This window comes from Mesorhizobium maamorense, from assembly GCF_044998965.1.
GTDB lineage: Bacteria > Pseudomonadota > Alphaproteobacteria > Rhizobiales > Rhizobiaceae > Mesorhizobium.
In genome coordinates this window covers 1,508,041-1,532,067 of the sequence record NZ_CP173356.1, presented here as the reverse complement: position 1 = coordinate 1,532,067, position 24,027 = coordinate 1,508,041, and the positions used below count along the sequence as shown (strand labels likewise).

Sequence of the window (24,027 nt, the reverse complement as noted above, 5' to 3'; positions counted from 1 at the left end):
CCATCACGTTTCAATCGAAACGATCCGATCGGCCAAATGTGAAAAAGCCCGACCGTGGCGCGGCCGGGCTCCTTCCATTTCGACGAGGCAGCGCTCAGTGCAATATCTGCGACAGGAACAGCTTCGTGCGCTCGTGGCGCGGGTGATCGAAGAACTCGGCCGGCGTGTTCTGCTCGACGATCTGGCCCTGATCCATGAAGATCACCCGGTTGGCGACTTTCCGCGCGAAGCCCATTTCGTGGGTGACGCACAGCATGGTCATGCCTTCCTCGGCAAGGCTAACCATGGTCTCCAGCACTTCCTTGATCATTTCCGGGTCGAGTGCCGAGGTCGGCTCATCGAACAGCATGATGCGCGGGTTCATGCACAGCGAACGGGCGATCGCCACGCGCTGCTGCTGACCGCCGGAGAGCTGGCCCGGATATTTGTTGGCCTGCTCGGGGATCTTGACGCGCTTGAGGAAATGCATGGCCATCTCCTCGGCCTGTTTCTTCGGCGTCTTGCGGACCCAGATCGGCGCCAGCGTGCAGTTCTCCAGGATGGTCAGGTGGGGGAACAGGTTGAAGTGCTGGAACACCATGCCGACCTCTCGGCGCACCTCGTCGATCTTCTTGAGATCGTTGGTCAATTCCTTGCCGTCGACGAAGATCTTGCCCTTCTGGTGTTCTTCGAGCCGGTTGATGCAGCGGATCATGGTCGACTTGCCGGAGCCGGACGGGCCGCAGATGACGATGCGCTCGCCGCGCATCACCTTGAGGTTGATGTCCTTCAGCACATGGAACTCGCCATACCATTTGTGCATGGCGATGATGTCGATGGCGACATCGGTGGTCGAGATGTGCATCTTCGCGGCATTGACCTTGATCTCTTCCGCGCTGACGGCGTTTTCGGTGGCCATGAACCAATCCCCTTTTTATCGTTTGTAACCGGTATCGAGCCGGCGTTCCGTATACATTGAATAGCGCGACATGCCGAAGCAGAACAGCCAAAACACGAAGGCGGCGAACACGAGACCGGATTTCGCGGTCTGCGGCGTCGCCCAGTTGGCGTCCGAGAAGTTCTGCTTGACCACGCCGAGCAGGTCGAACATCGAAATGATGAGGACCAGGCTGGTGTCCTTGAACATACCGATGAAGGTGTTGACGATGCCGGGAATGACCAGCTTCAGCGCCTGCGGCAGCACGATCAGTCCCATCTTCTGCCAATAGCCGAGGCCGAGCGAATCGGCGCCCTCATATTGGCCCTTGGGGATCGCCTGCAGGCCGCCGCGCACCACCTCCGCCATATAGGCGGCGGCAAACAGCGACACGCCGATCAGAGCCCTCAGGTACTTGTCGAAGGTGACGCCGGCCGGCAGGAAAAGCGGCAGCATGACGCTGACGAAGAACAGCACGGTGATCAGCGGGATGCCGCGCACAGCTTCAATGAAGATGATGCACAGCATCTTGACGATCGGCATCTTGGAGCGCCGGCCGAGCGCCAGCACGGTGCCCAGCGGCAGCGACACGGCGATGCCGACGAAGGAGAGGCTGAGCGTGATCAGCAGTCCGCCCCACCGCGACGTCTCGACATGCGGCAGGCCGAACACGCCGCCGACCAGAAGGAAGAAGGCGACGATCGGCAGCACGAGGAAAAGCAGGATGGCGTTCAGGCCCTTGCGCGGCACGCTGGGGACCAGCATCGGCACCAGCAGCGCCGCGAACAGGATGGCGACCAGGATCGGCCGCCAGCGCTCCTCGACCGGATAGGTGCCGAACATGAACTGGCCGAACTTGGCGTTGACGAAGGCCCAGCAGGCGCCGCTCCAGCCATCGGGCTGGATGCCGCCCTGCGCCACGGTCGCGCAGACGGTCCGGTCCGGCCCGGTCCACTGGGCATTGATGAAGGCCCAGTTGATGACCTGCGGCAGGACCCAGGCGACGATGATGATGCCGAGTATCGTGAGAATGGTGTCGCCGACCGAACCGACGAGGTTCTTGCGGACCCAGGCATACAGGCCGCGCTCGCTGATCGGCGCCGCCTCCGCCAGGGCCATTTCGGTGCGCACCCAGGACATGTCGTGTTCCTGCATGGCCTACCTTTCCACCAACGCCATTCTGGCATTGACCACGTTCATCACGGCGGAGGTCACCAGGCTGAGTATGAGATAGGCGATCATCATGATCAGCACGCCCTCGACCGCCTGGCCGGTCTGGTTGAGCACCGTGCCGGCGGTCGCCGTCAGGTCCGGATAGCCGATGGCGATGGCCAGCGAGGAGTTCTTGGTCAGGTTGAGATACTGGCTGGTCAACGGCGGGATGACGATGCGCATGGCCTGCGGCACCACGACCAGCCGCAGGATCGATCCCGACCGCAGTCCAAGTGCGGCGGCGGCCTCGGTCTGGCCCTTGCTGACACCCCTGATGCCGGCACGCACGATCTCGGCGATGAAGGCCGCCGTGTAGCAGGACAGCGCCAGATAGAGCGACAGGAACTCCGGCTTGACCTGGAAGCCGCCGGTCAGGTTGAAGGTCGACTGTTTCGGAAAATCGAAGCTCAGCGGAAAGCCGCTCAGCGCGTAGGCGAGCAGCGGCAGGCCGACGATGAGCGCGACGGACGTCCAGAACACGGGAAACTGCTGACCCGTCGCCATCTGCCGCTGGCGCGCCTTGCGGGCGACGAACCAAGCCATGGCGATGCCCACGATGAGCGCCACGAATATCAGCCAGGAGCCCTCGGCCCAGACGGCGCGCGGAAAATAGAAGCCGCGCTGGTTGAGGAAGGAACCGAAGGGCAGGTTATAGCTCTCGCGCGGCGGCGGCAGCACGGCCAGCACGCCCGAATACCAGAAGAAGATGACCAGCAGCGGCGGGATGTTGCGGAAGATCTCGACATAGACCGTGCAGATCTTGCGGATCAGCCAATTCTGCGACAGCCGGCCGATGCCGATGACGAAACCGATAATGGTCGCGGTGACGATGCCGGCCACGGCGACGATGATGGTGTTGATCAGGCCGACAATGATGGCACGACCGTAGGTCGAATCGGACGTGTAGGCGATCGGCGTGTCCGAGATGTCGAATCCGGCGCGGCCCCTGAGGAAGCCGAAACCGGAGGCGATATGGAGACGCTGCAGATTGTCGATGACGTTCTGCACGATCCACCAGACGGAGCCGAACAGAACGACGATGACCAGCGTCTGGAAAAAGAGGCTGCGGACTTTCGGGTCGTTGATAAAGGACCCGCGATTTGTGTCCTCGCGAAGGATTTCCTGCGATGCCATCACCGTCCCCTGTGAAAGAGAAACCGGAAGGCAGATGGTTCTGCCTTCCGGATCACATTTCGATCAGCGGATCGGCGGAGCGTATTGCAGGCCGCCCTTGGTCCACAGCGCGTTGATGCCGCGAGCGATCTTCAGCGGGCTCCCCGAGCCGACATTGCGGTCGAACATTTCGCCGTAATTGCCGACCGCCTTGACGATGTTGACGACCCAGTCGTTGGAGACGCCGAGATCGGTGCCGATCTTGGTGTCGGCTTCCTGGCCGAGCACGCGTTTGATCTCAGGGCTGGCCGAGTTCTTCATCTCGTCGACATTGGCCTTGGTGATGCCGAGTTCCTCGGCATCGAGCAGCGCGAAATAGGTCCACTTGACGATATGGTACCACTGGTCGTCGCCCTGGCGCACTGCCGGTCCGAGCGGCTCCTTGGAGATGATCTCCGGCAGCACGACGTGATCGGCCGGCGCACCCAGCGTCAGGCGGATGCCGTAAAGGCCCGACTGGTCTGTGGTGTAGACGTCGCAGCGGCCGGCGTCATAGGCTGCGTTGACCTCTTCGAGCTTCTCGAAAACGACCGGATTGTACTCCATCTTGTTCGCCTTGAAGTAGTCGGCGAGGTTGAGCTCGGTGGTGGTGCCGCTCTGCACGCAGACGGCGGCGCCGGACAGCTGAAGCGCCGAATTGACGCCCGGCAGCTTCTTGGCGTTGATCATGAAGCCCTGGCCGTCATAGTAGGTGGTGCCGATGAAGTTCAGGCCAAGTGCCGTGTCGCGGTTAATGGTCCAGGTGGTGTTGCGCGACAGGATGTCGATCTCGCCCGACTGCAGCGCGGTGAAGCGCTCCTTGGCGCTGAGCGGCGTGAACTTGACCTTGGAGCCGTCACCGAAGACGGCGGCCGCCACGGCGCGGCAGAAATCGGCATCGATGCCTTGCCAGTCACCCTTGTCGTCCGGCGCCGAGAAGCCGGCCAGGCCCGTCGACACGCCGCACTGGATGAAGCCCTTCTGCTTGACCGTGTCGAGCGTGGTGGCTGAAGCCGTTGAAGCCACGGCTCCAAGCGCGGCGGCTCCAAGGATGCCGATTGCAATGTGTTTCATGACCCACAGACCCTTTTCTGTTTTCAGGCAAACCTGATCTTTTTTTCCCGCGTGAACGCAGCTTTCCGTTCCGGCCCATTTCTGGAACTCCGCATCGCAGTCGACGCGCCGCCTCCCATTCACGAACAGCATCGAAGGCGATAATTCCTGTGAGGTCAAGGAAAATGACCGAATTCAGATGGGTTTGAAAATCGTTTGCCGCAATTGCCTGAATCGCAGACAAACGCGCCCGCAATTTAGTCACAAGCGCGAATAAAGCCGGCGAAGCTCGCCCTACGCCAGGCTGCGCTCTGTCCGCAAAAAATCCATCCGCCCGATTACTCTGCGTTACTGTGCTCTGCCGGCCGGATGCGTGCCGATGTCTGCGCCCTCTGGCTGGTCTGGGTCATGGTGAAGGTGCGCTTTGCGCTATTAGGCGACGCATGCCGCTGCCGGCGGCGGGCTTTCTGGCCGCGGCATTACCGCTTGCAGTCGGCCTGCGGCGGCTCGGCAATTGGCACATTCGAAGTCGGGGTCCTGGCGAAAGCCGGCTGTTGCGCGGTCCATGTCGCCGCACTATGGCTAGCGGCTTACCAAAAAAGGCGACGACGAATGGCAAAAGACGGCAACGAGCCGGTGACTGGCAAAATAGGCATCAACACGCGGCTTGCCCATTCGGGCAACAACCCGCACGACTATTTCGGCTTCGTCAATCCGCCTGTCGTGCACGCCTCCACGGTGCTGTTCCGCAATGCCGCCTCGATGGCTGGACGGGACCAGAAATACACCTACGGCACGCGCGGCACACCGACCACCGACGCCTTGGCCCAGGCCATAGACGCGCTGGAGGGGTCGGCCGGCACGATCGTGGTCCCGTCGGGCCTGGCGGCGGTGACGGTGCCGCTGCTTGCCTTCGTTTCGGCGGGCGACCACCTGCTGATCGTCGACAGCGTCTATCATCCGACGCGCAACTTCGCCGACACGATGCTGAAGCGGCTCGGCGTCGAGGTCGAGTATTATGCTCCCGGCATCGGCGCGGGCATCGCCGCCTTGATCAAGCCGAACACCAAGGTGGTGTTCACGGAATCGCCGGCTTCAAACACGTTCGAGGTGCAGGACATACCAGCCATCGCCAAGGCCGCGCACGCCGCCGGTGCCATCGTCATGATGGACAATACCTGGGCGACGCCGCTTTATTTCCGTCCGCTCGACCATGGCGTCGACATCTCGATCCATGCGGCGACGAAATATCCCGCCGGTCATTCGGACGTGCTGCTGGGTACGGTGTCGGCCACCGAGGCCTGCTGGAAACAGCTGTATGAAAGCTTCTGCACGCTTGGCTGCTGCGCCGGACCCGACGACGTCTACCAGGTGCTGCGCGGCTTGCGCACCATGGGGGTGCGCCTCGATCACCATCAGCGCAGCGCGCTCGCCATCGCGGCATGGCTGGAGGGCCAGAAGGGCGTCGCGCGCGTGCTCCACCCTGGCCTTCCCAGCCATCCCGACCACGCGCTGTGGAAGCGTGACTTTTCCGGCTCCAGCGGCATCTTCTCCATCGTGCTCGACGGCGGCGGCCAGAAACAGCAGCACGCGTTCCTCGACGCATTGCGGATCTTTGGTCTCGGCTACTCCTGGGGCGGTTACGAGAGCCTTGCCGTGCCGGTCTGGCTCGGCGACCGCGTCGTTGCCAAGGGCCCCTATGAAGGGCCGTTGATTCGTCTCCAGATCGGCCTCGAGGATGTCGAGGACCTCATGACCGATATTCTTCGCGGGCTCACCGCCGCCGTAGCGGCCTGACGCGACCTCTCGGACCGAGACCAGTAACGCCCGCAAGGCCTTGACGCGATTGAGCAAACGGAGGCCGCACGCGGCGCCCCGGACCGGCCATTTCGGCAATATTATTCTCCCCATCCGCAGTTTTGCGGATTTGTTTGACTTCCAAATTGCCGGCTTCCGCTTCATTGCGGCAGCGGAAATTATTCCCCAGCCACCGCACCAAGAGCCTGTCATGGCGTTCCGTCTCTTTGTTCCCATTCTTGCCGGCGCGACGCTGCGCGAACGCATCATCGCCTGCGTCGGTGCGATGATCGGCATTGCGCTGACTGGCGCGATCAGCGGACTTACGCTGGGTAGCGGCCCACATGTGCCGCTGCTGGTGGCGCCAATGGGAGCATCGGCGGTGCTGTTGTTCGCGGTGCCCGCCAGCCCGCTGGCGCAGCCTTGGTCGATCATCGGCGGCAACACGATCTCGGCGCTTGTCGGCGTGATCGTGGTGCAATTCGTGCACCAGCCGGTGCTCGCCACCGGTATTGCGGTAGCGCTGGCGATCGCCGCAATGTCGTTCACGCGCTGCCTGCATCCACCCGGGGGTGCGGCGGCATTGACCGCGGTGTTCGGCGGTCCAGCCGTCATCAGCGCCGGCTTCCTTTTTTCCTTTCGTGCCCGTGGCGGTCAATTCGATGCTGCTGGTGGCGCTTGGCTACGGCTTCCACAAGCTGGCCCGGCGCAACTACCCGCACGTGCCGGCCCCGGCGCCGGTAAACAGCCACGGCACCATCGACCCGCCGGCGCAATTGCGTGTCGGTTTTCGCTCCGAGGACATCGATGCCGCGCTTGGAGCGCTCGACGAGACCTTCGACATCGACCGGGGCGATCTCGACCGGCTGCTGCGGCAGGTCGAGCTGCAGGCCATGGTGCGCGAGCATGCGACGTTGCGGTGCCAAGACATCATGTCGCGCGACGTCATCTCGGTGGACGAGCACACGCCAGCCGCCGCTGCGCGCCAATTGCTGCTTGACCACAACATACGAACCTTGCCGGTGGTGGATGCCGAGGCAAGGCTGGCCGGAACCGTGGGCTTGCGGGAACTGACGCTGGCGGCCGGCACGGTCGGAACCGTGATCTCGCCGGCGGCAACCGCAACTGCCGGCTCGAACGCCATGGCGCTGCTGCCAGTGCTGACCGACGGGCGCAGTCACGCCGTCATCATCGTCGACGATAAAAACCACATCCTCGGGCTGATCACGCAAACCGATCTGCTGGCCGCGACGGCGCGGATGCAAAACACCGGCAGGGAGCCGGCCAAAGTGCTAGCATAGGCAGCCAGGCGGATCGCCTGGCGTGATTTTTCGGGAACCTTTTTTCGAAACCTGCATCCAATCTTCCGTGCAAGGATCGATGGAGGACACATGCCCGCGCTGACGGCAGCATCAACGGCGACGGACGAGCTGCGGCTCGTAGCCCGCGCGCTCGCCCGCGACAGCGATGCCTTTCGCAAGATCATGAAGCTGAACAATCAGCGGCTCTACCGACTGGCGCGCGGCATGGTGCGCAATGACAGCGAGGCCGAGGACATCGTGCAGGAGGCCTATGTCAGGGCCTTTACCAATCTCGGCACCTATCGCGGCGATGCTTCGCTTTCCACCTGGCTGTCGCGCATCGTCATCAACGAAGCGCTCGGGCGGCTTCGCAAAGGACGGCGAACCGTGGCCATGCCTGAAAACTCGGAAGCGCAGATCATCCGGTTTCCCCTCAACCCAAGCGACGATCCGGAGCGGACGATGGCGCAGCGGCAGATTCTTGCTCTTGTCGAGCGGGCGACCGACAGCCTGCCCGACGCCTATCGCGCGGTTTTCGTAGCCCGCGTCATCGAGGGGCTGAGCATCGAGGAGACCGCCGACCTGCTTGGCGTGCGGCCAGAGACCGTCAAGACGAGACTGCACCGCGCCCGCGCTTTGCTGCGCAAGGCGCTGGACGACGAGATCGGGCCGGTGCTGCTCGACGCCTTCCCCTTCGCCGGCCGGCGCTGCGAGCGGCTGACGCAGGCCGTGATGAAGCGGCTCGGATTCGAGGGCTGATCTTCAAGGCCAGATCTTTCGCCGATTGTCGGGAACGTTTCCGCGCCATCCTCATCCAATGAATGTCAACCCAGATGAAGCCCGCTGCCCAGGCTGTCGGGCAGAAGGAGATGCCATGCTTATCCGACACACCGCAGCGCTTGCCGCCCTCTTGCTGCTTGGCGCTGCCCCATTCGCGCAAGCGGCCGACAAGCCGACCGACCCACAGATCGCCCACATCGCCTACACTGCCGACATGATCGACATCGAGGCGGCCAAGCAGGCAATCAAGAAATCCAAGAACAAGGAAGTTGTCGATTTCGCCAAGGACATGGAGCGCGACCACGAAGCGGTGAACAAGCAGGCGCTCGACCTGCTCAAGAAGCTCAAGGTGAAGCCGGAAGACAATGCCACCAGCCAGGCGCTGACCAAGGCGGCGAAAGAGGAACATGCCAAGCTCGCCAAGCTGAAAGGGGCTGCCTTCGACAAGGCCTATATCGAAAACGAGGTGGCCTACCACAAGCAGGTCAATGGAGCGCTCGAAACCCTGCTCATTCCGTCGGCCAGCAATGCCGAGCTGAAGAGCCTGCTCGAAACCGGCCTCAAGATCTTCCAGGGGCATGAGCAGCATGCCGAACATGTCGCCGGCATGTTGAAATGAAAGCGGCCGTGCTGATCCGACCGCTCCTTGCCTGGCTGGCGCTGGTGCTTGCCGCCGGCCCGGCGCCGGCCGCGACGATCGAGGTGACGATCGAGAAGCTCGTCTTCTCGCCCGCAAGCGTCGAGGCCAGGGTCGGCGACACGATCGAGTGGGTGAACAAGGACGCATTCGCCCACACGGCCACGGTGAAGGGCAGCTGGGAGGTGATGATCCCGCCGAAGGCGAAGGGAAAACTGACCCTCAAGACGGCGGGAGCGGTTGATTATTTCTGCCGCTTCCATCCCAACATGAAAGGCCGATTGGTAGTGGCGCCCTGAAAATCTGGGCCGGTGGCGGGACTTGGCCGCAAATACCAAGCCCCGTCACGCCGGAGCCCCCGTCACTCCGGAGCAATTGAGCACGGAACAGTCGCGCCAGGGATCAGAGCGCCAGCCATGCCGTGCCAGCCGCCAGCGTCAGCAGCGTCAATGGCAGGCCGACTTTGAAGAAAGCGCCGAACGACAGCGACGTGCCGGCGGCGCGCGCCTGCTCGGCAACGATCAGATTGGCGACCGAGCCCAGGAGCGTGAAATTGCCGGCCAGCGTCGAGCTCATGGCGACGACCAGCCAGGCGCGCTCGGGGTTGTCCAGGCCGGGGATGAAGGGCCGCAGCGCCAGCACGGCCGGCACGTTGCTCATTATGTTGGAGAGCAACGCGGTGAAGCCCGACAGGCGCCAGACGTCGTCCAGCCCGAGGTTCTTGGCCGATGCGACGATGTCCGGTGTCAGCAGCGTTCGTTCGGCGCCGGCAACCACGATGAACAGGCCGGCGAACATGAACAGCAATGGCCCGTCGATTTCGCGATAGATGCGCTCTGGTTTGATGGCGCGGGTGAGCAGGAGGATGGCGCCGCCGATGAGCGCCGCCTTGGCGACAGGCACACCGGCGAAGAAGGCCACGGCCAGTCCGATGCAAACCACCACCGCTTTCAGCACCTGGCGGCGATGCATGCGGCCGCGCGAGACCTGCGGCGTCAATTCGCCGTTGCGCGCGAATTCGGTGCGGTAAACGACGCGAACAATGGCGATGACAGCGACGAGACCGAACAGCGCTACCGGAGCCAGAGCCGCTGAAAAGGCCGGATAGGAGATGCCCGACAGCGCACCGATGACCATGTTTTGCGGATTGCCGGTGATGGTGGCGACACTGCCGCAATTTGACGCGGTGGCGGTCGCGATGAGGTAAGGAACCGGATTGCGTTTGATGGCGCGGGTGACGTGAACGACGATCGGCGCCATGACAAGACAGATGGCGTCATTGACCAGGAAGGCCGACAGCAGGCCGGTCAGCAGGGTCACCATAACCAAAAGCATGAACGGCGCATGCGCATGCTCGATCGCGATGGCACCGAGGCCGCGGAAGGCGCCCGAGACCTTCAGATGCGCCACCACGATCATCATGCCGAGCAAAAGCGTGATGGTGTCGAAATTGATGGCGCGGTAGGCATCCTCCAGGCTGATCGCCCCGATGGCGATCATCGCGGCCCCGCCGAGCAGTGCGATCCCCGCCCGATCGAGGCGCAGGCCTGGTATGCGGCCGACGGCGACGCCGGCATAGGTCAGGACCAGGATCAGCAGTGCCGCCGCGCCCATCAATGTCATGCGAAGAAGGCCCTGCCCGATGCATTCAGCCCCGGCCGGAGCTGTGGCCACCACCTTTAGCGGGCGGCGCGCAAAGCGAAAATACCTTCTGCGTGATGGCTGCAGAAATCCCCAGCGACGCGCCCCCGGCGCCGGTGGCTGGCCGGATCCGCCTCAATGAACCGTGATTGTCGCGGCTGGCGGCGTTTGCTGAGAAACCATCGGATCGAAACTGACCTGGTCGCGTCCATTCGATTTGGCTGCATAGAGCCGCCTGTCGGCTGCCGAGAATATCTCCTCATAGGTAGTCGGCCCGTTAAAGGCAGTACCGCCAATGCTGACGGAAAGCGGACAGGACCGGCCGCCCGGCGAAAATTCCACCTCACGAATTCGCCGGCGGATGCTTTCGGCAACCAGCCAGGATTGCGAGGGATCGACACCGGGAAGAAACACGCCGAATTCCTCGCCGCCGATGCGGCCGACGATGTCGGTGCCGCGGAGCTGATCCTTGATCGTCTGCGCGATCAGTTTGAGCGCCTGGTCGCCGCAGTCATGCCCAAGCCGGTCATTGATCGATTTGAAGTGATCGGCGTCGATGATCAGCAGTGCACCGGAATTGGCCGACGCCTGTTTGCGGACCTGTTCGAGATAGGCTTCGACCAGCATGGAGAAAGCGCCGCGGTTGAGCACCGCCGTCAGGCTGTCGGTGGCGGCAACGACGGTGAGATCGCGCTGGGCAATGGCCAACTGGCGTATCTTCCACATCAGGAAGAAGAGAAACGATCCACCCAGCACCAGGGGCAACAGAATGTCGGTCAGCTGAGCCCGCCACACAGCTTCGGGGGAAAGATACGGGAAGTTGAACGAATCGACGAAAAACGCCACGCCAATGAAGAACGCCGTGCCGGCGGCGGTGACGGCGATCACCCTGCCCCAACTCGTCGGCGACAGGTCGAGCTTCATCTCTTCAACTCCGTTAGCCGCGTCTACTATGACGCGCCAACGCAAACAAAACGATAAGACTTTCCCTCCAATTCGACGGCAGAGGTTGCAGGGTTACGGCCGCCGGACCGGCGGCCGCCTCCGGCCTGCGTCTCGAAGATTTGTCCGGATGATCGATCCGGACCTACGACAGGAGGGTCCTGCCGTCAGCCGTTGGGCGCCGATTCGCCCAGCGTCTCTGCAACAAAGGATGCCGCGATCAGATCGTCGGCATCCAGGCCTAGAGAGCCTTCGCCCGCTCCCATGATGGCGGCAACCTTGTGGAAGGTCTTCAGCTCATGGTCGGAAATCCGGGCGGTTTGCATCTTGGCTTTGAGCTCGGCGATACGTCGCCCCAAGGCGGGCGACGTTCCAATTTCACGTTTCGACATGACGCGGTTTTCTCCTTCCCCAACCCATGCTTGTTTTGCCCGCCATTCGCAGCCCGAATGCTTACTTTTATGAGGGACCGCGAATACAAGGCCCCGAACGCGTGATCCTTGCGAAGGTTCCCGCGCGACAAGGTCACGAAATAATACGGAAAGGGCGCCACGGCGGCGGCGTGCCGCCGTCGCGCCGGCAAGCGCATTCGGGAAGACAAAAAGGGATGAAAAGTTCCGACCGGATTCCTGCCCGCGTTGAAATTCCTCACGTCCGGAGCAGCTAAGCCCTTGAAATTATTGGCGATCCCGACAGGATTCGAACCTGTGACCATCGGCTTAGAAGGCCGGTGCTCTATCCAGCTGAGCTACGGGACCGCTGGCCGGCTCGGAGCCGGTAAGATGTCTGCGCTGGCGCCCGCCCGGGCTTTGCCGGTCAATGCGTCCAGGGCGTCCTGCGGTCATAGCGGAAATTTTCCGCATAGGAAATCTGGCGGCGCTTGGGCTCTTTCGGCTCCTCGACGCGGTAGGCGAGCCCTTCCTTCTCGGCATAGGCCACGGCCTCTTCACGCGTGTCGAAGGTCAGCTTGATCTGGCTCCTCATGTCGCCGGAAGTGGTGTAGCCCATCAGCGGGTCGATTTTCTTGCGCATCTCGGGATCGAATTCCAGCACCCAATGGCCGGTCTTGGCCGTGCCGGACTGCATCGCGGTTTTGGCTGGACTGAAAATGCGCGCGGACATGACCACCTCATTGCTGTGCAAGGCAGCATGGCCGCCTCTTCGCCCGTCATTACTGCGCAATGCCGACGGCGGCAAGGTTTTTGCACTTGCAGGTTTTTGCACTTGCCATGCAACACTGAAATGAATAGGCAACAGACCGTTCGGAGTGTAGCGCAGCCTGGTAGCGCATCTGGTTTGGGACCAGAGGGTCGGGAGTTCGAATCTCTCCACTCCGACCACCTTTCACAGAACAGGCAATCGAGGGCCGTTGGCGCCTGCGAATGGCAATGTGTCGGGTGCAGAATGGGGCTGTCGGCAATCTCCGCGCGCGCCCAGTGGTCTTTGCTGCTGCATGTCACGGTCGCAACAAAAAGCCGCGGACGGCAAAGTTGCCTGCTCCACCGCATCGACTATTGTGAGCCGGAACACGACACGGTGCGGGGCAACAGATGCCCATCGGACATCGACTGTCCCGCTAAAGCCTCACGGAGGAACCATGAGCGACAGTTGGACACCCACCCGTCTCGGCGCAGGGCGGCATTCAGCATGACGACGGAAACCGCCACGGGCGGCACGGAGACAAAATTCAGACAGCCGCCAGCCGGAACCGGGATCGCGGTCGATCTCGATGGAGTGACCATAGATTTCGCATTGGCGGCCGGGCGTAGCTTCCAGGCGGTCGCCCGCGCCGATCTGAAAGTCGGCGACCAGGAATTCGTGGCGATCATTGGGCCGACGGGCTGCGGCAAGTCAACGCTGCTGAATGCCGGCGCAGGGCTTCTCGAGCCTTCGGCAGGCAGCGTCCGTGTGTTCGGCGCCCCGCTTCGCGGTCTCAACAGACAGGCTGGCTACCTCTTCCAGCAGGATGCATTGATGCCCTGGAAGACCGCTCTGGACAATGTGGCCATCGGGCTGGAAGTGGCAGGCGTGCCCTCTTCCGAAGCAAAGGAACGCGCGCGAGCATGGCTCGGACGCGTCGGCCTGGCTGCTTTCTGCGAGCGCTACCCTCACATGCTTTCAGGCGGCCAGAAAAAGCGCGTTGCTCTTGCGCAGGTGCTGATCCGCGACCCCAAGATCATCCTCATGGACGAACCCTTCGGACCGCTCGACGCACAGACGCGGCTGATCATGGGCGGCCTTTTGCTCAAGCTGTGGTCGGACGACCGCAAGGCGGTGATGTTCGTCACCCACGACCTCGAGGAAGCGATCGCGCTGGCTGATCGCGTGGTGGTGATGTCAGCCGGTCCCTCGGCACGCATCATCGGCGACTTTCCAATCCCGCTGGCGCGTCCACGCGATATTTCGGAAATCAGGCTGGAACCGCGCTTCCAGGAATTGCATCGCGACATCTGGCACATGCTGAAGAAGGAAGTGCTCAAGGCTTACGGCGAGATTGAAGAAGGAGCGATCCGATGAAAAGGACGACGCTGCTTTTCGCACAGCTAACCGTGGCCGTCATCGTCATCGCGCTCTGGCAGGCAGCGTCGACGACGCACCTGATCGGCGATCCGAACAATATTTCCTTCTTCTTCTCGACCCCGTTGGCGGTGGCAGGCCAGATATGGAAGTGGTTTGCCACCGGGACGATCTGGCATCATCTGTGGATCACGCTGTGGGAGTCCATGCTGGCCTTCGCCATCGGCTCGCTGGCAGCGATCGCGATCGGCTTCTGGTTTGCCCGCAAGCCAAGACTTGCGGCCGTCTTCGATCCCTATGTAAAGGCGGCCAATGCGCTTCCCCGCGTCGTGTTGGCGCCGATCTTCACGCTTTGGTTTGGCCTCGGCATCTGGTCCAAGGTTGCCTTGGGCGTGACGCTGGTTTTCTTCATCGTCTTCTTCAATGTCTACCAGGGCGTGAGGGAGGTGAACACGACGGTGCTGGCCAATGCCCGAATGCTCGGCATGAACGAACGGCAATTGCTACGCCACGTCTATATGCCATCGGCATTGTCCTGGGTGTTTTCATCGCTCCATATCTCCGTCGGATTTGCCGTGGTCGGCGCCGTGGTCGGCGAATATCTCGGTGCGGCCGGCGGACTAGGCTATCTGATACAGCAGGCCGAGGGCGTGTTCGACGTGGCGGGCGTCTTTGCCGGAATGTTCGTCCTCGCCGCTTTCGTGCTCTTGATCGACTGGATCGTCACGCTGATCGAAAAAAGGCTGCTTGTCTGGCGGCCTGAATTCTCGAAACCAGGCCGATAGGCCCCAATTCCGCTCAAGGAGGAGATCATGAGGATCATTTCGAAACTTGCGGCCGCCGCCGTCGTATTGCTCGCGGTGGCCACAGACGCGGGGGCTGCCGAAAAGGTCACCATTTCGATCGGCGGAGCATCATGCCTCTGCTACATGCCGACCGTGCTCGCCAAACAGATCGGCGCTTACGAAAAAGCCGGTATCGATGCAGACCTCGTCGATTTCAAGGGCGGTTCTCAATCGCTGACCGCAGTATTGGGCGGCAGCGCGGATGTGGTGTCCGGCTATTTCGATCACACGGTGAAATTGGCCGCCAAGAACCAGCGCCTGCAATCCTTCGTCGTTTACGACCAGTTCCCGGGACTGGTGCTGGCGGTGGCGCCGGGCCAGACCGGCAAGATCAAGTCAGTGAAGGACCTTGCTGGCAAAAAGGTCGGCGTGACCGCTCCCGGTTCCTCGACCGACTTCTTCCTGAAGTTCCTTCTGCAGAAGAACGGCATCGACCCGACATCCGCCGCCGTGATCGGCGTTGGGCTGGGCGCTACCGCCGTCGCCGCCATGGAGCAAGGGCAGATCGACGCCGTGGTGACGCTCGATCCGGCCGTCACCGTGCTTCAGGCCAGGCATAAGGACCTGACCATCCTGGCGGACACGCGCACCCAGAAGGATACCGAGGCGGTATTCGGAGGCGACTATCCCGGCGGAGCGCTTTACACCCGGCCGGAATGGATGGCCGCGCATCCCCAAGCAACGCAGGGATTGACCAATGCCATGCTTGCCACGCTGGATTACATTCACTCCCACAGCGCCGAAGAGATCATGGCCCAGATCCCCGACAATCTGATCGGCAGCGACAAGGACGCCTATCTGGCCGCGTTGAAAAATGCGATCCCCATGTATTCGACCACCGGGCTCATGGATCCAAAAGGCGCGCAGGCCGTGCTCGACGTTTTCTCTCTCGGTTCGCCCGATGTGGCCAACGCCAAGATCGATATCACGCAGACGTACACGAACGACTATGTGAACAAGGCGAAGAACGCCAACTGACGAGATCAACGTCAAGCAGCGGGCATATGGCTCGTTCGCCTTAGCCACGGAGTTCACCGAGCGCCGGCATTTCAGCGACTCGGTGGCCTCGTCGCCATTTTGGGTATCCGTCAATTGACGAATACCCGTTCTTCTCTCACCTAGCTTGGCATTGCGCGGGCAAGCCGAACGCGCAGCAATAGTGAGGGTGACTGAAGTCACATGAAGGTAAGCTCGCCGGGCGAGAACCCCAACCGCCCCACTCCCGGCGAGCCTACAACCTGATTTGGAACGCAATCAGGACCGGGATCAGCCGGCAAGCTTGTATCGCAAGATCGGTGCCAGCTTTGTTTCCCGAAATGGGACGGTTAAAGGGACATGGAACCACCATTTGCTGGCCGGCCGACCATCGCGCCCTAAACCTCGAACTCGCCCTGCCCCTCGTCCATGGCGCTGACGGTTTCAGCCGCCAGCGCCCGGGTGATCGGCGTCTTGCGTTCGAGCGCGGCGCGGTCCAGCCGCTCCACCACGCGCATGGCCGTCGCCAGGGAGCGCTCGATGCGGCGCACCAGATATTGCACGACATGCGGCTCGACCTCGACCTGGCGGTCGGCGAACAGCTTGGTGATGACACCTGCCAGCAGGAGATCGTCGGGTTCGTGGATCTCGACGGTTGCCGCCGCCTTCAGCCGCGACGCCAGATCGGGCAGCGTAACGGCCCAGGCCGAGGGAAAGCGGCGCGCCGTCAAAAGCAAATGCGAGCCGCTGCCGCGCACCGCATTGATCAGATGAAACAAACCCTGCTGATCGACGGTGCCGGTATCGACATCGTCGATCAGCGCCGGCCGAGCACCGAGATTTACAATGCTGTCGCCGACGCGGCGCGCGTCGACCTGAACAGCATCCGCCCGTGCCCGCCAGATCGAGGCCAGATGGGTCTTGCCGGAACCGGCCGGGCCGGCCAGCACGACCACCGGCGAGGGCCAGTCCGGCCAGCGATCGACCAGCGCCACTGCCTGGTTGTTGGTGCCGGAAACGACGAGTTCGTCTCGCGAATAGCCGGTGCCATGGCCGAGATCGAGCGGCAGCTGGCGCGGCGGGTCGGCCCTCTGGTCGCTCATGCCAGGCTCAGCCGCGCGACCCGGCCAGGCCGGATCATGGATTGATGCCTTTGCGACGATCGGCCGGCAATGGCGGCGCGGCCTTGCCGTGACCCTTGTAGAGCGGCGATTCCAGATAACGCGCAATGGCAAAGCGCACCAGCACCGCGACCGCGGCCGATGCAGGCACCGCAATCAGCAGGCCGACGAAGCCAAACAGCGCGCCGAAGGCGAACAGCGCGAACATCAGCCACACCGGATGCAAGCCGACGCTTTTGCCGACCAGCCGCGGCTGCAAGATATTGCCCTCGATGAACTGGCCGATGAAGAACACCACCGCGACCGCGACGACCATGGTCCAGTCCGGCCAGAACTGGACGAAGGCAACGCCGACGGCCAGCACCAGCCCGGTCAGCGAACCGACATAGGGGATGAAGGAGATCAGCCCGGCGAACAGGCCGATGAGGATGCCGAAATTGAGACCGGTCAGCGTCAGGCCGGTGGCATACATGGCGCCCAGCACCAGGCACAGCGTGCCCTGCCCGCGCACGAAGCCGGCCGTTGCCGTGTTGATGTCCCTGGCGATGGCGCGCACCGTGGCGACATTGTCCCGCGGCACCCAACTGTCGATCACCGCCACCATGCGGTCCCAGTCGAGCAGCATGTAGAAGGCGACCACCGGCGTCACCACGAACAGGCTGATCACCGAGACCAGCGCCACGCCCGAACTCCATATCGAGGTGAACACGGTTGTCAGCAGACCGAAGCCGGATGTCAGCAGTGAGTTCAATCCGTCGCGCAGGCCATTGGCGTTGACGCCGAATTTCTGTTCCAGCCATTTTGGATCGAACGAGGTGATCAGGCTCTGCAGCCGCGTCAGGTACTCAGGCAACTTGCCGGCAAAATCGGCCATCTGCGTCGCCAGCACCGGGATGAGGATGACGAAGGCCAGCACCAGCACGACGAGGAAGGTGATGAGGATGACTACCGTTGCCATGAAACGGCTGAGGCCGAGCCGCTGCAGCCGGTCGGCCACGGGATCGAGGAAATAGGCGAGCACCATGCCGGCCACGAAGGGCAAGAGGATGGCGCTGAAAACATAAAGGAAAAGCGCGAGCGCGGCGACGCCGGCCAGCCAGAAGAAGATCTGCCGGCGGAATCCGGCGGATGGATCATCACCGGCTGCCGCCGGCGCGCTCGCCGCAACTTCTTTGTCAGGTGCCCGGGGTGGAGCCTTCGCCATAGCCGCTCATATGCCTCAGCCAAGCCACGAGATAGGCTGCGGCCGAAGCCACGGTCAAGACCCCGGACAGCATTATGAGGGCGGGACGAAGTGGATCGAGATGGATCGAAAAAGCAAGCTCACCCAGCACCAGCGCCGCCAGTACAATCTGGATGGCGGTGTTGACCTTGGAGACGAGGAGCGGCTTCATCTCGACGGGGTGGGCCATCACGGTGGACAACAGCACCGCACAAATGATCAGCGCGTCGCGCGATACCATGGTGACGACCAGCCACAGCGGCAATTGCCCGATGAAGCCAAGGACGACGAACACGGAAACCAGGAGCAGCTTGTCGGCCACCGGATCGAGATAGGCGCCGAGCTTGGAATGCTGGTTGAACCGGCGGGCGATGAAGCCGTCGATGCCGTCGGAGATGCCGGCAACGAGGAACCCGGCAAAGGCCCAATCCCAGCGCGCCTGAAGCATGGCCAGCACCACGGCAGGCACCAGGACAAGGCGCATGATTGTGATTAGGTTGGGGATGGTCAAGCGCATGTCCCGTCGCTTCTGTCTGAACGATAGATGATGGAGATGAGGGATAGGCGCAAGAGAGAAGCTGCCGAGCTTCCCCTGGTGGGGAGCAGCAGTTTCAGCGCCGTTTTCCTTGCGGACCGAAACTGTTCATGCGAAGAGCCGCAAAGGAAACAGCGACAAGCCAGATATGAAGCGCGATACAGTCAAGCGTAAGAACGGGCTCACCTATGCCGAGGCTGGCGTCGACATCGATGCCGGCAATCTCATGGTCGAGAAGATCAAACCGCTGGTCAAGGCCACGCGCCGGCCGGGCGCCGATGGCGAGATCGGCGGTTTCGGCGGCCTGTTCGACCTCAAGGCCGCCGGATTTACCGATCCGGTGCTGGTCGCAGCAAATGACGGCGTCGGCACCAAGCTGAAGATCGCCATCGACGCCGGCAAGCACGACACGATCGGCATCGACCTGGTGGCCATGTGCGTCAACGACATCGTCGTGCAGGGTGCCGAACCGCTGTTCTTTCTCGACTATTTCGCCACCGGCAAGCTCGATCCGGACCAGGGTGCGGCGATCGTCGGCGGCATCGCCGCGGGCTGCCGGCAGGCCGGCTGCGCGCTGATCGGCGGCGAGACGGCGGAAATGCCGGGCATGTATCACGGCAAGGACTATGACCTTGCCGGTTTTGCCGTGGGCGCGGCCGAGCGCGGCCAGCTTCTGCCCACCGACGACATCGTCGAGGGCGACGTGCTGCTGGGGCTGGGTTCGTCGGGCCTGCATTCCAACGGCTTTTCGCTGGTGCGCCGCATCGTTGCGACCAGCGGCCTGGCATGGACCGATCCGGCTCCCTTCAATGACGAGGCCACATTGGCCGAGGCGCTGCTCGAGCCGACCCGCATCTATGTGAAATCGATCCTGAAGGCGATCCGCAACACGCACGGCATCAAGGCGCTGGCCCATATCACCGGCGGCGGCTTCCCTGAAAACATTCCGCGCGTTCTGCCGAAGGAGTTCTCGGCCGAGCTCGATCTCGACGCCATCGACGTGCCGCCTGTGTTCTCATGGCTGGCCAAGACCGGCGGTGTGGCGCCTGAAGAGATGATGCGCACCTTCAACTGCGGCATCGGCATGATCCTGGCGGTGGCGTCCGGCCAGGCGGCGCAGGTCGCTGCCGTCTTGCAGGAAGCCGGCGAGACGGTGACGCCGATCGGCCGGATCGTGCCGCGCCGCGACGCCGGCGTCATCTATCGAGGTTCGATCGGTCTATGAGCGCGCAGAAGAAACGCACTGTCGTCCTGATCTCGGGGCGCGGCTCCAACATGACGGCGCTGATCGCCGCCGCCAGCGACCCGGCTTTCCCCGCCGAAATCGTCGGCGTCATCTCCGACAAGACGGATGCCGCCGGGCTCGGCATGGCGAGGGCGCGCGGCATCGCCACCCAGGTGATTTCCCGGGCCGACCACGCCAGCAAGCAGGCCCATGACGCCGCGATCGATGCGGCGCTCACGGCCTTCAATGCCGAGATCGTGGCGCTGGCCGGCTACATGCGCATTCTGACCACCGGCCTCGTCCAGAAATGGCAGGGTCGCATGATCAACATCCACCCTGCCCTGCTGCCAGCCTTCAAGGGGCTCGACACGCATGCGCGCGTGCTTGCCGCCGGCATGCGCATCCATGGCTGCACGGTGCATTTCGTCACGTCCGAGATGGATGACGGCCCGATCATCGCACAGGCGGCCGTGCCGGTAATGGTCGGCGACAATGCCGACACACTTGCCGCACGGGTGCTGAAGGTGGAACACCAGCTCTATCCGCTGGCGCTGGGGCTGGTCGCCGAGGGCAAGGCCCGGATGGAAAAGGGCCGCGCCGTGTTTGCCCGCTTCGCCGACGATGCCGACAATGCAACCTCGACGATCATTGCACCGAGCCCGCTACGCGAGGAAATCGATTTCGAGCAATTGGCGCGGATCACGCCGTAGGCATTTTTGCAGTCATAATTTGATTGCAAACTTTGGCGCACCCGCCTATCTCATGCTTGCATGAACAGCAAGCATAGGCGCGTGCTCAAAGCGATATTCACCGATCCAGTTTCGGGCAGTACCGAATGGATTGCCGTCGAAGCCTTGCTGGTCGCCGTTGGTTGCCAGGTGATCGAAGGAAGCGGCTCACGCGTGCGTTTTGTCTTTAAGAGCGAAGTCGAGACGTTCCACCGGCCACACCCTTCAAAGGAAGCAAAGCGATATCAAGTACGGGATGCTCGCCAATTCTTGTTGAGGATCGGAGTGAAGCCATGAATGCGATGACCTACAAGGGCTATTCGGCCCGTGTTGATTATGATGACGATGACGAGATTTTCTTCGGCCGTATTGCCGGTATTCGAGACGGCGTATCCTTCCATTCAGAAACTGTCGCGGGGCTAAAAGCCGCCTTCCATGAAGCCGTGGACGACTATGTCGAAACTTGCGCGAAAATCGGTAAGTCGCCGCAAAGACCTTATTCCGGCAATCTCATGTTGCGCGTTGACCCCTCGGTTCATTCAAAAGTCGCAATGGCAGCGGAACTCGCAGGCAAGAGCCTGAACCAGTGGGGAGAAGAAGTCTTGCGCGAGGCCGCCGAAAAGCAAATTGCCTGAACCAGCAGCTGTCCTGCCTCCATCTGCATCCGCCATTCGACCGGGAGTATCGTGAAACAGTTGTTTGTGCTGCGCCACGCCAAGTCGAGTTGGGACGATCCCAACCTCCCCGATTTCGACCGGCCGCTCGCCGAACGCGGATTGAAGGCGGCCCAATTGATAGGGCGCGAACTCGCGGCGCGCGGGTGGCTCCCGGACCAGGCGCTGGTATCGCCGGCGCTGCGCACCCGTGAGACCTGGCGGCTGGTGGACGCGGAGTTGCCAGCGCATCCACGAGTCGCGTTCTCCGAGGCGCTTTATGAAGCCTCGGCGACGGATATTCTGAGCCAGATTCGTCAAGCCGATCCGTCGAACGACAGCTTGCTGGTGGTCGGCCACAATCCCGGTCTGCAATATCTGGCGAAACAGCTTGCCGGGCCAGGGTCAGAGGCCAAGGCGCGCAGGAGGCTCGAAGGAAAATTTCCAACGGCAGCCTTTGCGCGCCTCGTTTTCCAGGGCGACTGGTCCAACCTGTCGTCCGCGCGGCTGACGCATTGCCTGCGTCCGAAGGATCTGCGCTAGAAATCCGGGGTTAAGCTGGCAGCCAAGGCCGCTGCGTGTCCGGGACGTTAATTGCCCCAGATGCCTTGGCCGGGTTCGGGCCAGTCGGTAGTGGGCTTCGTCTTGGCATCGCCTGTCTCGTGGCCGGCCATGCCCGTATCCTTGAGCGCGCCGGTGACAAGGTGGTCCACGCCCGCCATCGGGGCGACGGGCTGGTTGGCATTGTCGGAGCCATAATGGTCGCTGCCGGCAAAGGCGCTGCCGGTCGCAACGAGGATGGCGGCGGTGGCGAGGGCGATCTTGTTCATTTCAATCTCCTGGATTCATCCGTTAGGCGGCGTCTTGGGAGGACGGTTCCGCTAAGGACAAGACCCCAGGCACTCCTGTTTTATTCCTGGGCTCGGATTGTTTTCTGCCGAGCTTGGAGGATTGGTCATGCGCAAAAAACAAGAGCGGCGGGCCGGGCCCACCGCTCTTTGTGGTCGAAGACTTACAGAATCAACGGCCCCAGATGCCCTGGCCAGACTGAGCCGGCACGTTGGCATTCGCGTCGCCCTGCGCCTTTATGGACTTGGTGATCGAGCCGGTATGCGTGGTGTCGATGTTGGAGGTCGACTGGTTGGCAACCGGCTGGTTGAAATTGTTGGAACCATAATTGTCGCTGCCGGCAAAGGCGCTGCCCGTGGCAATGAGAATGGCGGCGGCGGTAAGAGCGATCTTGGTCATTTCTTTACTCCTGAGTTCAAGTTGGTTGATGTCGGCAGTCGCGATCAACGGCCGAAAAGGTTGCGGTCTGCGCCCTGCGAAGCCGGGGCCTGGACGGTTCCATTCGTCTTCGAGATCGAAGCGATGACGGAATGGTCGACAGCGGCGGCGGGCTGATTGGCGTTGGCCGAACCATAATTGTCGCTGCCGGCGAAAGCGGTGCCCGTGGCAACGAGGATGGCAGCGGCGGTAAGAGCGATCTTGGTCATTTTGGTTACTCCAGTATGTTTGTTCTGTCCGTCTAGTGGCGTGCCCTTGGGAGGATTTCGCGTCGCTCGGACCACCCCGAGATGGGTCTGCGGTGTTGTCGTTTCCAGTCACGAAAATGTGCCAAAAAAGCTGTGGGACGGCCCTTGAAATTGAAACGACATCGCTGGCTGCCACAATTTTATCTTGTTGAACCAACGGTTTATTGAGAAAACTCCATTGAGCCCACCCGTTTGCGCAGAGCGTACGTTCACCGTTTGATGTACGGTCCGTCAACATAAATCGAACCGAACGGTTCGGTCTTATCTACGTAAGGCCCGCGCAAGTGGCCGCATCCGGGCGTTTGCTTTGCGGCTGGGTCGACATTGTCGCTTGCAAACGGGCTGAAGGACGCGCCAAGAGGCGCGCCGCATTCTCCACGCGGAGGCTTCGCCTCCGGTCGCGGCAGGCGCAAGCTTTCAGTCATTTTGGCGACTGGAGAAATGGAAAGCGGCGGGTTCTGGCCCGTCAAGAAGCGCCAAAGCCAAGGACGTCGCGCATACCGTATTGACCGGGCGGTCGCCCGGCCACCCAGAGGGCTGCGGCGATGGCGCCACGGGCGAACATGACGCGGTCCTCGGCCGCATGCGACAGGGTGACGATCTCGCCCCCGGTGCAGAAGCTGACGCTGTGCTCGCCGACGATGCTGCCGCCGCGCAGCATCGCGAAGCCGATCTCGCCGGCAGGCCGCGCACCGGTGACACCGTCGCGAACACGCCTCGCCATCGCATTGAGTTCGACGCCGCGTCCGTCGGCAATGGCTTGGCCGAGCATCAGGGCGGTGCCCGATGGCGCATCGATCTTGTGGCGGTGATGCGCCTCTAAAATCTCTGCATCCCAGTCCGCGGGACCGAGCGCTCTCGCCGCCTGCTCGACCAATCCGACCAGCATGTTGAGCCCAAGCGAAAAGCTCCCGGAGCGTACGATGACAACGGTTTTCGCGGCATCGGCGATGGCTGCCAATTCAGCGTCACCGAAACCGGTCGAGCCAATGACCATGGCAGGCCCGCGACGGCCGGCGCAGGCTCTCGCCAGATCGGCCGATGCCGCCGGCGTGGTGAAATCGATCACCACATCGGCCAGGCCGAGCGCCTCGTCGCGGCTGACCAGCCCATCGCCTACAACGCCCGGTCGATGAAAGCGGGCAGTGAGCGCCAGCCGCGAGTCGGCCTGCACGGCGTCCGCCATCTGGCGCCCCATGCGGCCGAGCGCACCGGCAATTGCGATCCTGACTGGCTTCAT

General features: G+C 62.4%; 27 protein-coding genes, 2 tRNA genes and 1 pseudogene. 14 read left to right on the top strand and 16 right to left on the bottom strand.

Going from position 1 to position 24,027, the window contains the following annotated elements:
• Nucleotides 1-94 precede the first annotated feature (94 nt).
• The 4 genes from ACIU1A_RS07780 to ACIU1A_RS07765 form a co-directional block, all read right to left on the bottom strand.
• Nucleotides 95-844, bottom strand: a complete 750-nt coding sequence (locus ACIU1A_RS07780) for an amino acid ABC transporter ATP-binding protein (protein WP_181165173.1) — start codon at nt 842-844, stop codon at nt 95-97.
• Nucleotides 845-913: 69 nt separating this feature from the next.
• Nucleotides 914-2,071, bottom strand: coding sequence for an amino acid ABC transporter permease (locus tag ACIU1A_RS07775; RefSeq protein WP_140565096.1), 1,158 nt, complete (start codon nt 2,069-2,071; stop codon nt 914-916).
• A gap of 3 nt (nt 2,072-2,074) precedes the next feature.
• Complete coding sequence (locus ACIU1A_RS07770; protein ID WP_140656239.1) at nt 2,075-3,262, bottom strand: amino acid ABC transporter permease; 1,188 nt, start codon at nt 3,260-3,262, stop codon at nt 2,075-2,077.
• Nucleotides 3,263-3,325: 63 nt separating this feature from the next.
• Nucleotides 3,326-4,354, bottom strand: a complete 1,029-nt coding sequence (locus tag ACIU1A_RS07765; RefSeq protein ID WP_140494320.1) for an amino acid ABC transporter substrate-binding protein — start codon at nt 4,352-4,354, stop codon at nt 3,326-3,328.
• Nucleotides 4,355-4,945: 591 nt separating this feature from the next.
• Here ACIU1A_RS07765 and ACIU1A_RS07760 point away from each other — a divergent pair.
• From ACIU1A_RS07760 to ACIU1A_RS07740, 5 genes and pseudogenes are all read left to right on the top strand, one after another.
• A complete protein-coding gene (locus ACIU1A_RS07760) occupies nt 4,946-6,130 on the top strand; it encodes a cystathionine beta-lyase (RefSeq protein WP_404927017.1) in 1,185 nt (394 codons plus the stop codon).
• Nucleotides 6,131-6,341: 211 nt separating this feature from the next.
• Nucleotides 6,342-7,431: pseudogene (locus tag ACIU1A_RS07755) on the top strand (HPP family protein).
• A 90-nt stretch (nt 7,432-7,521) separates the two neighbouring features.
• Nucleotides 7,522-8,190 carry an RNA polymerase sigma factor gene (locus ACIU1A_RS07750; RefSeq protein ID WP_404927016.1) on the top strand — a complete coding sequence of 223 codons (669 nt, stop codon included), beginning with the start codon at nt 7,522-7,524 and terminating at the stop codon, nt 8,188-8,190.
• A gap of 115 nt (nt 8,191-8,305) precedes the next feature.
• Nucleotides 8,306-8,830 (top strand): DUF4142 domain-containing protein, encoded by a 525-nt coding sequence (locus ACIU1A_RS07745; RefSeq protein ID WP_140494328.1) that lies wholly within the window; start codon nt 8,306-8,308, stop codon nt 8,828-8,830.
• Nucleotides 8,827-9,147 carry a cupredoxin family copper-binding protein gene (locus ACIU1A_RS07740; protein ID WP_140565090.1) on the top strand — a complete coding sequence of 107 codons (321 nt, stop codon included), beginning with the start codon at nt 8,827-8,829 and terminating at the stop codon, nt 9,145-9,147. Before ACIU1A_RS07745 ends, ACIU1A_RS07740 begins: the two co-directional genes overlap by 4 nt.
• A gap of 103 nt (nt 9,148-9,250) precedes the next feature.
• Here ACIU1A_RS07740 and ACIU1A_RS07735 read toward each other — a convergent pair whose 3' ends face one another.
• From ACIU1A_RS07735 to ACIU1A_RS07715, 5 genes are all read right to left on the bottom strand, one after another.
• Complete coding sequence (locus ACIU1A_RS07735; protein ID WP_404927015.1) at nt 9,251-10,471, bottom strand: anion transporter; 1,221 nt, start codon at nt 10,469-10,471, stop codon at nt 9,251-9,253.
• A 153-nt stretch (nt 10,472-10,624) separates the two neighbouring features.
• Entirely contained in the window at nt 10,625-11,413 is a 789-nt protein-coding gene (locus tag ACIU1A_RS07730; protein ID WP_140494334.1) for a GGDEF domain-containing protein, read from the bottom strand.
• 185 nt (nt 11,414-11,598) lie between these two features.
• Nucleotides 11,599-11,823 (bottom strand): hypothetical protein, encoded by a 225-nt coding sequence (locus ACIU1A_RS07725; protein ID WP_140494336.1) that lies wholly within the window; start codon nt 11,821-11,823, stop codon nt 11,599-11,601.
• A gap of 289 nt (nt 11,824-12,112) precedes the next feature.
• Nucleotides 12,113-12,189: transfer RNA gene (locus ACIU1A_RS07720), tRNA-Arg, on the bottom strand.
• Nucleotides 12,190-12,247: 58 nt separating this feature from the next.
• Entirely contained in the window at nt 12,248-12,553 is a 306-nt protein-coding gene (locus ACIU1A_RS07715) for an ETC complex I subunit (protein ID WP_140494338.1), read from the bottom strand.
• A 141-nt stretch (nt 12,554-12,694) separates the two neighbouring features.
• On the opposite strand from ACIU1A_RS07715, the gene ACIU1A_RS07710 reads away from it, so the two are divergent.
• The 4 genes from ACIU1A_RS07710 (at nt 12,695) to ACIU1A_RS07695 (ending at nt 15,771) form a co-directional block, all read left to right on the top strand.
• Nucleotides 12,695-12,771, top strand: a tRNA-Pro gene (locus ACIU1A_RS07710).
• Nucleotides 12,772-13,078: 307 nt separating this feature from the next.
• The gene (locus tag ACIU1A_RS07705; RefSeq protein ID WP_140494340.1) at nt 13,079-13,948 is read left to right on the top strand and encodes an ABC transporter ATP-binding protein; all 870 of its coding nucleotides are present in this window, start codon (nt 13,079-13,081) and stop codon (nt 13,946-13,948) included.
• Complete coding sequence (locus tag ACIU1A_RS07700; protein WP_140584473.1) at nt 13,945-14,733, top strand: ABC transporter permease; 789 nt, start codon at nt 13,945-13,947, stop codon at nt 14,731-14,733. The genes ACIU1A_RS07705 and ACIU1A_RS07700 overlap by 4 nt, the downstream gene beginning before the upstream one ends.
• 27 nt (nt 14,734-14,760) lie before the next feature.
• Nucleotides 14,761-15,771, top strand: a complete 1,011-nt coding sequence (locus tag ACIU1A_RS07695) for an ABC transporter substrate-binding protein (RefSeq protein WP_404927014.1) — start codon at nt 14,761-14,763, stop codon at nt 15,769-15,771.
• A 395-nt stretch (nt 15,772-16,166) separates the two neighbouring features.
• Here ACIU1A_RS07695 and hdaA read toward each other — a convergent pair whose 3' ends face one another.
• Genes hdaA through ACIU1A_RS07680 form a run of 3 tightly spaced genes read right to left on the bottom strand, consistent with a single transcriptional unit; the run spans nt 16,167 to nt 18,622 of the window.
• Nucleotides 16,167-16,871 carry a DnaA regulatory inactivator HdaA gene (gene hdaA / locus ACIU1A_RS07690; protein ID WP_404927013.1) on the bottom strand — a complete coding sequence of 235 codons (705 nt, stop codon included), beginning with the start codon at nt 16,869-16,871 and terminating at the stop codon, nt 16,167-16,169.
• 34 nt (nt 16,872-16,905) lie between these two features.
• On the bottom strand, nt 16,906-18,093 hold the full coding sequence (locus tag ACIU1A_RS07685; RefSeq protein ID WP_404927012.1) for an AI-2E family transporter: 1,188 nt from the start codon (nt 18,091-18,093) through the stop codon (nt 16,906-16,908).
• Complete coding sequence (locus ACIU1A_RS07680) at nt 18,065-18,622, bottom strand: CDP-alcohol phosphatidyltransferase family protein (protein ID WP_224658586.1); 558 nt, start codon at nt 18,620-18,622, stop codon at nt 18,065-18,067. The genes ACIU1A_RS07685 and ACIU1A_RS07680 overlap by 29 nt, the downstream gene beginning before the upstream one ends.
• 172 nt (nt 18,623-18,794) lie before the next feature.
• On the opposite strand from ACIU1A_RS07680, the gene purM reads away from it, so the two are divergent.
• Genes purM through ACIU1A_RS07655 form a run of 5 tightly spaced genes read left to right on the top strand, consistent with a single transcriptional unit; the run spans nt 18,795 to nt 21,795 of the window.
• Nucleotides 18,795-19,871, top strand: coding sequence for a phosphoribosylformylglycinamidine cyclo-ligase (gene purM / locus ACIU1A_RS07675; protein WP_140494348.1), 1,077 nt, complete (start codon nt 18,795-18,797; stop codon nt 19,869-19,871).
• Complete coding sequence (gene purN / locus ACIU1A_RS07670) at nt 19,868-20,581, top strand: phosphoribosylglycinamide formyltransferase (protein ID WP_404927011.1); 714 nt, start codon at nt 19,868-19,870, stop codon at nt 20,579-20,581. The genes purM and purN overlap by 4 nt, the downstream gene beginning before the upstream one ends.
• 60 nt (nt 20,582-20,641) lie before the next feature.
• Nucleotides 20,642-20,896, top strand: a complete 255-nt coding sequence (locus ACIU1A_RS07665) for a type II toxin-antitoxin system HicA family toxin (protein WP_404927010.1) — start codon at nt 20,642-20,644, stop codon at nt 20,894-20,896.
• Nucleotides 20,893-21,234, top strand: a complete 342-nt coding sequence (locus ACIU1A_RS07660) for a type II toxin-antitoxin system HicB family antitoxin (protein WP_140494354.1) — start codon at nt 20,893-20,895, stop codon at nt 21,232-21,234. Before ACIU1A_RS07665 ends, ACIU1A_RS07660 begins: the two co-directional genes overlap by 4 nt.
• 51 nt (nt 21,235-21,285) lie before the next feature.
• The gene (locus ACIU1A_RS07655; protein WP_140520620.1) at nt 21,286-21,795 is read left to right on the top strand and encodes a histidine phosphatase family protein; all 510 of its coding nucleotides are present in this window, start codon (nt 21,286-21,288) and stop codon (nt 21,793-21,795) included.
• 47 nt (nt 21,796-21,842) lie between these two features.
• Here ACIU1A_RS07655 and ACIU1A_RS07650 read toward each other — a convergent pair whose 3' ends face one another.
• The 4 genes from ACIU1A_RS07650 to dapB form a co-directional block, all read right to left on the bottom strand.
• Nucleotides 21,843-22,082, bottom strand: coding sequence for a DUF680 domain-containing protein (locus tag ACIU1A_RS07650; protein ID WP_140494357.1), 240 nt, complete (start codon nt 22,080-22,082; stop codon nt 21,843-21,845).
• 190 nt (nt 22,083-22,272) lie between these two features.
• A complete protein-coding gene (locus ACIU1A_RS07645; RefSeq protein ID WP_404927009.1) occupies nt 22,273-22,500 on the bottom strand; it encodes a DUF680 domain-containing protein in 228 nt (75 codons plus the stop codon).
• Nucleotides 22,501-22,544: 44 nt separating this feature from the next.
• A complete protein-coding gene (locus ACIU1A_RS07640; protein WP_404927008.1) occupies nt 22,545-22,748 on the bottom strand; it encodes a DUF680 domain-containing protein in 204 nt (67 codons plus the stop codon).
• Nucleotides 22,749-23,253: 505 nt separating this feature from the next.
• On the bottom strand, nt 23,254-24,027 hold the full coding sequence (gene dapB / locus ACIU1A_RS07635) for a 4-hydroxy-tetrahydrodipicolinate reductase (protein WP_404927007.1): 774 nt from the start codon (nt 24,025-24,027) through the stop codon (nt 23,254-23,256).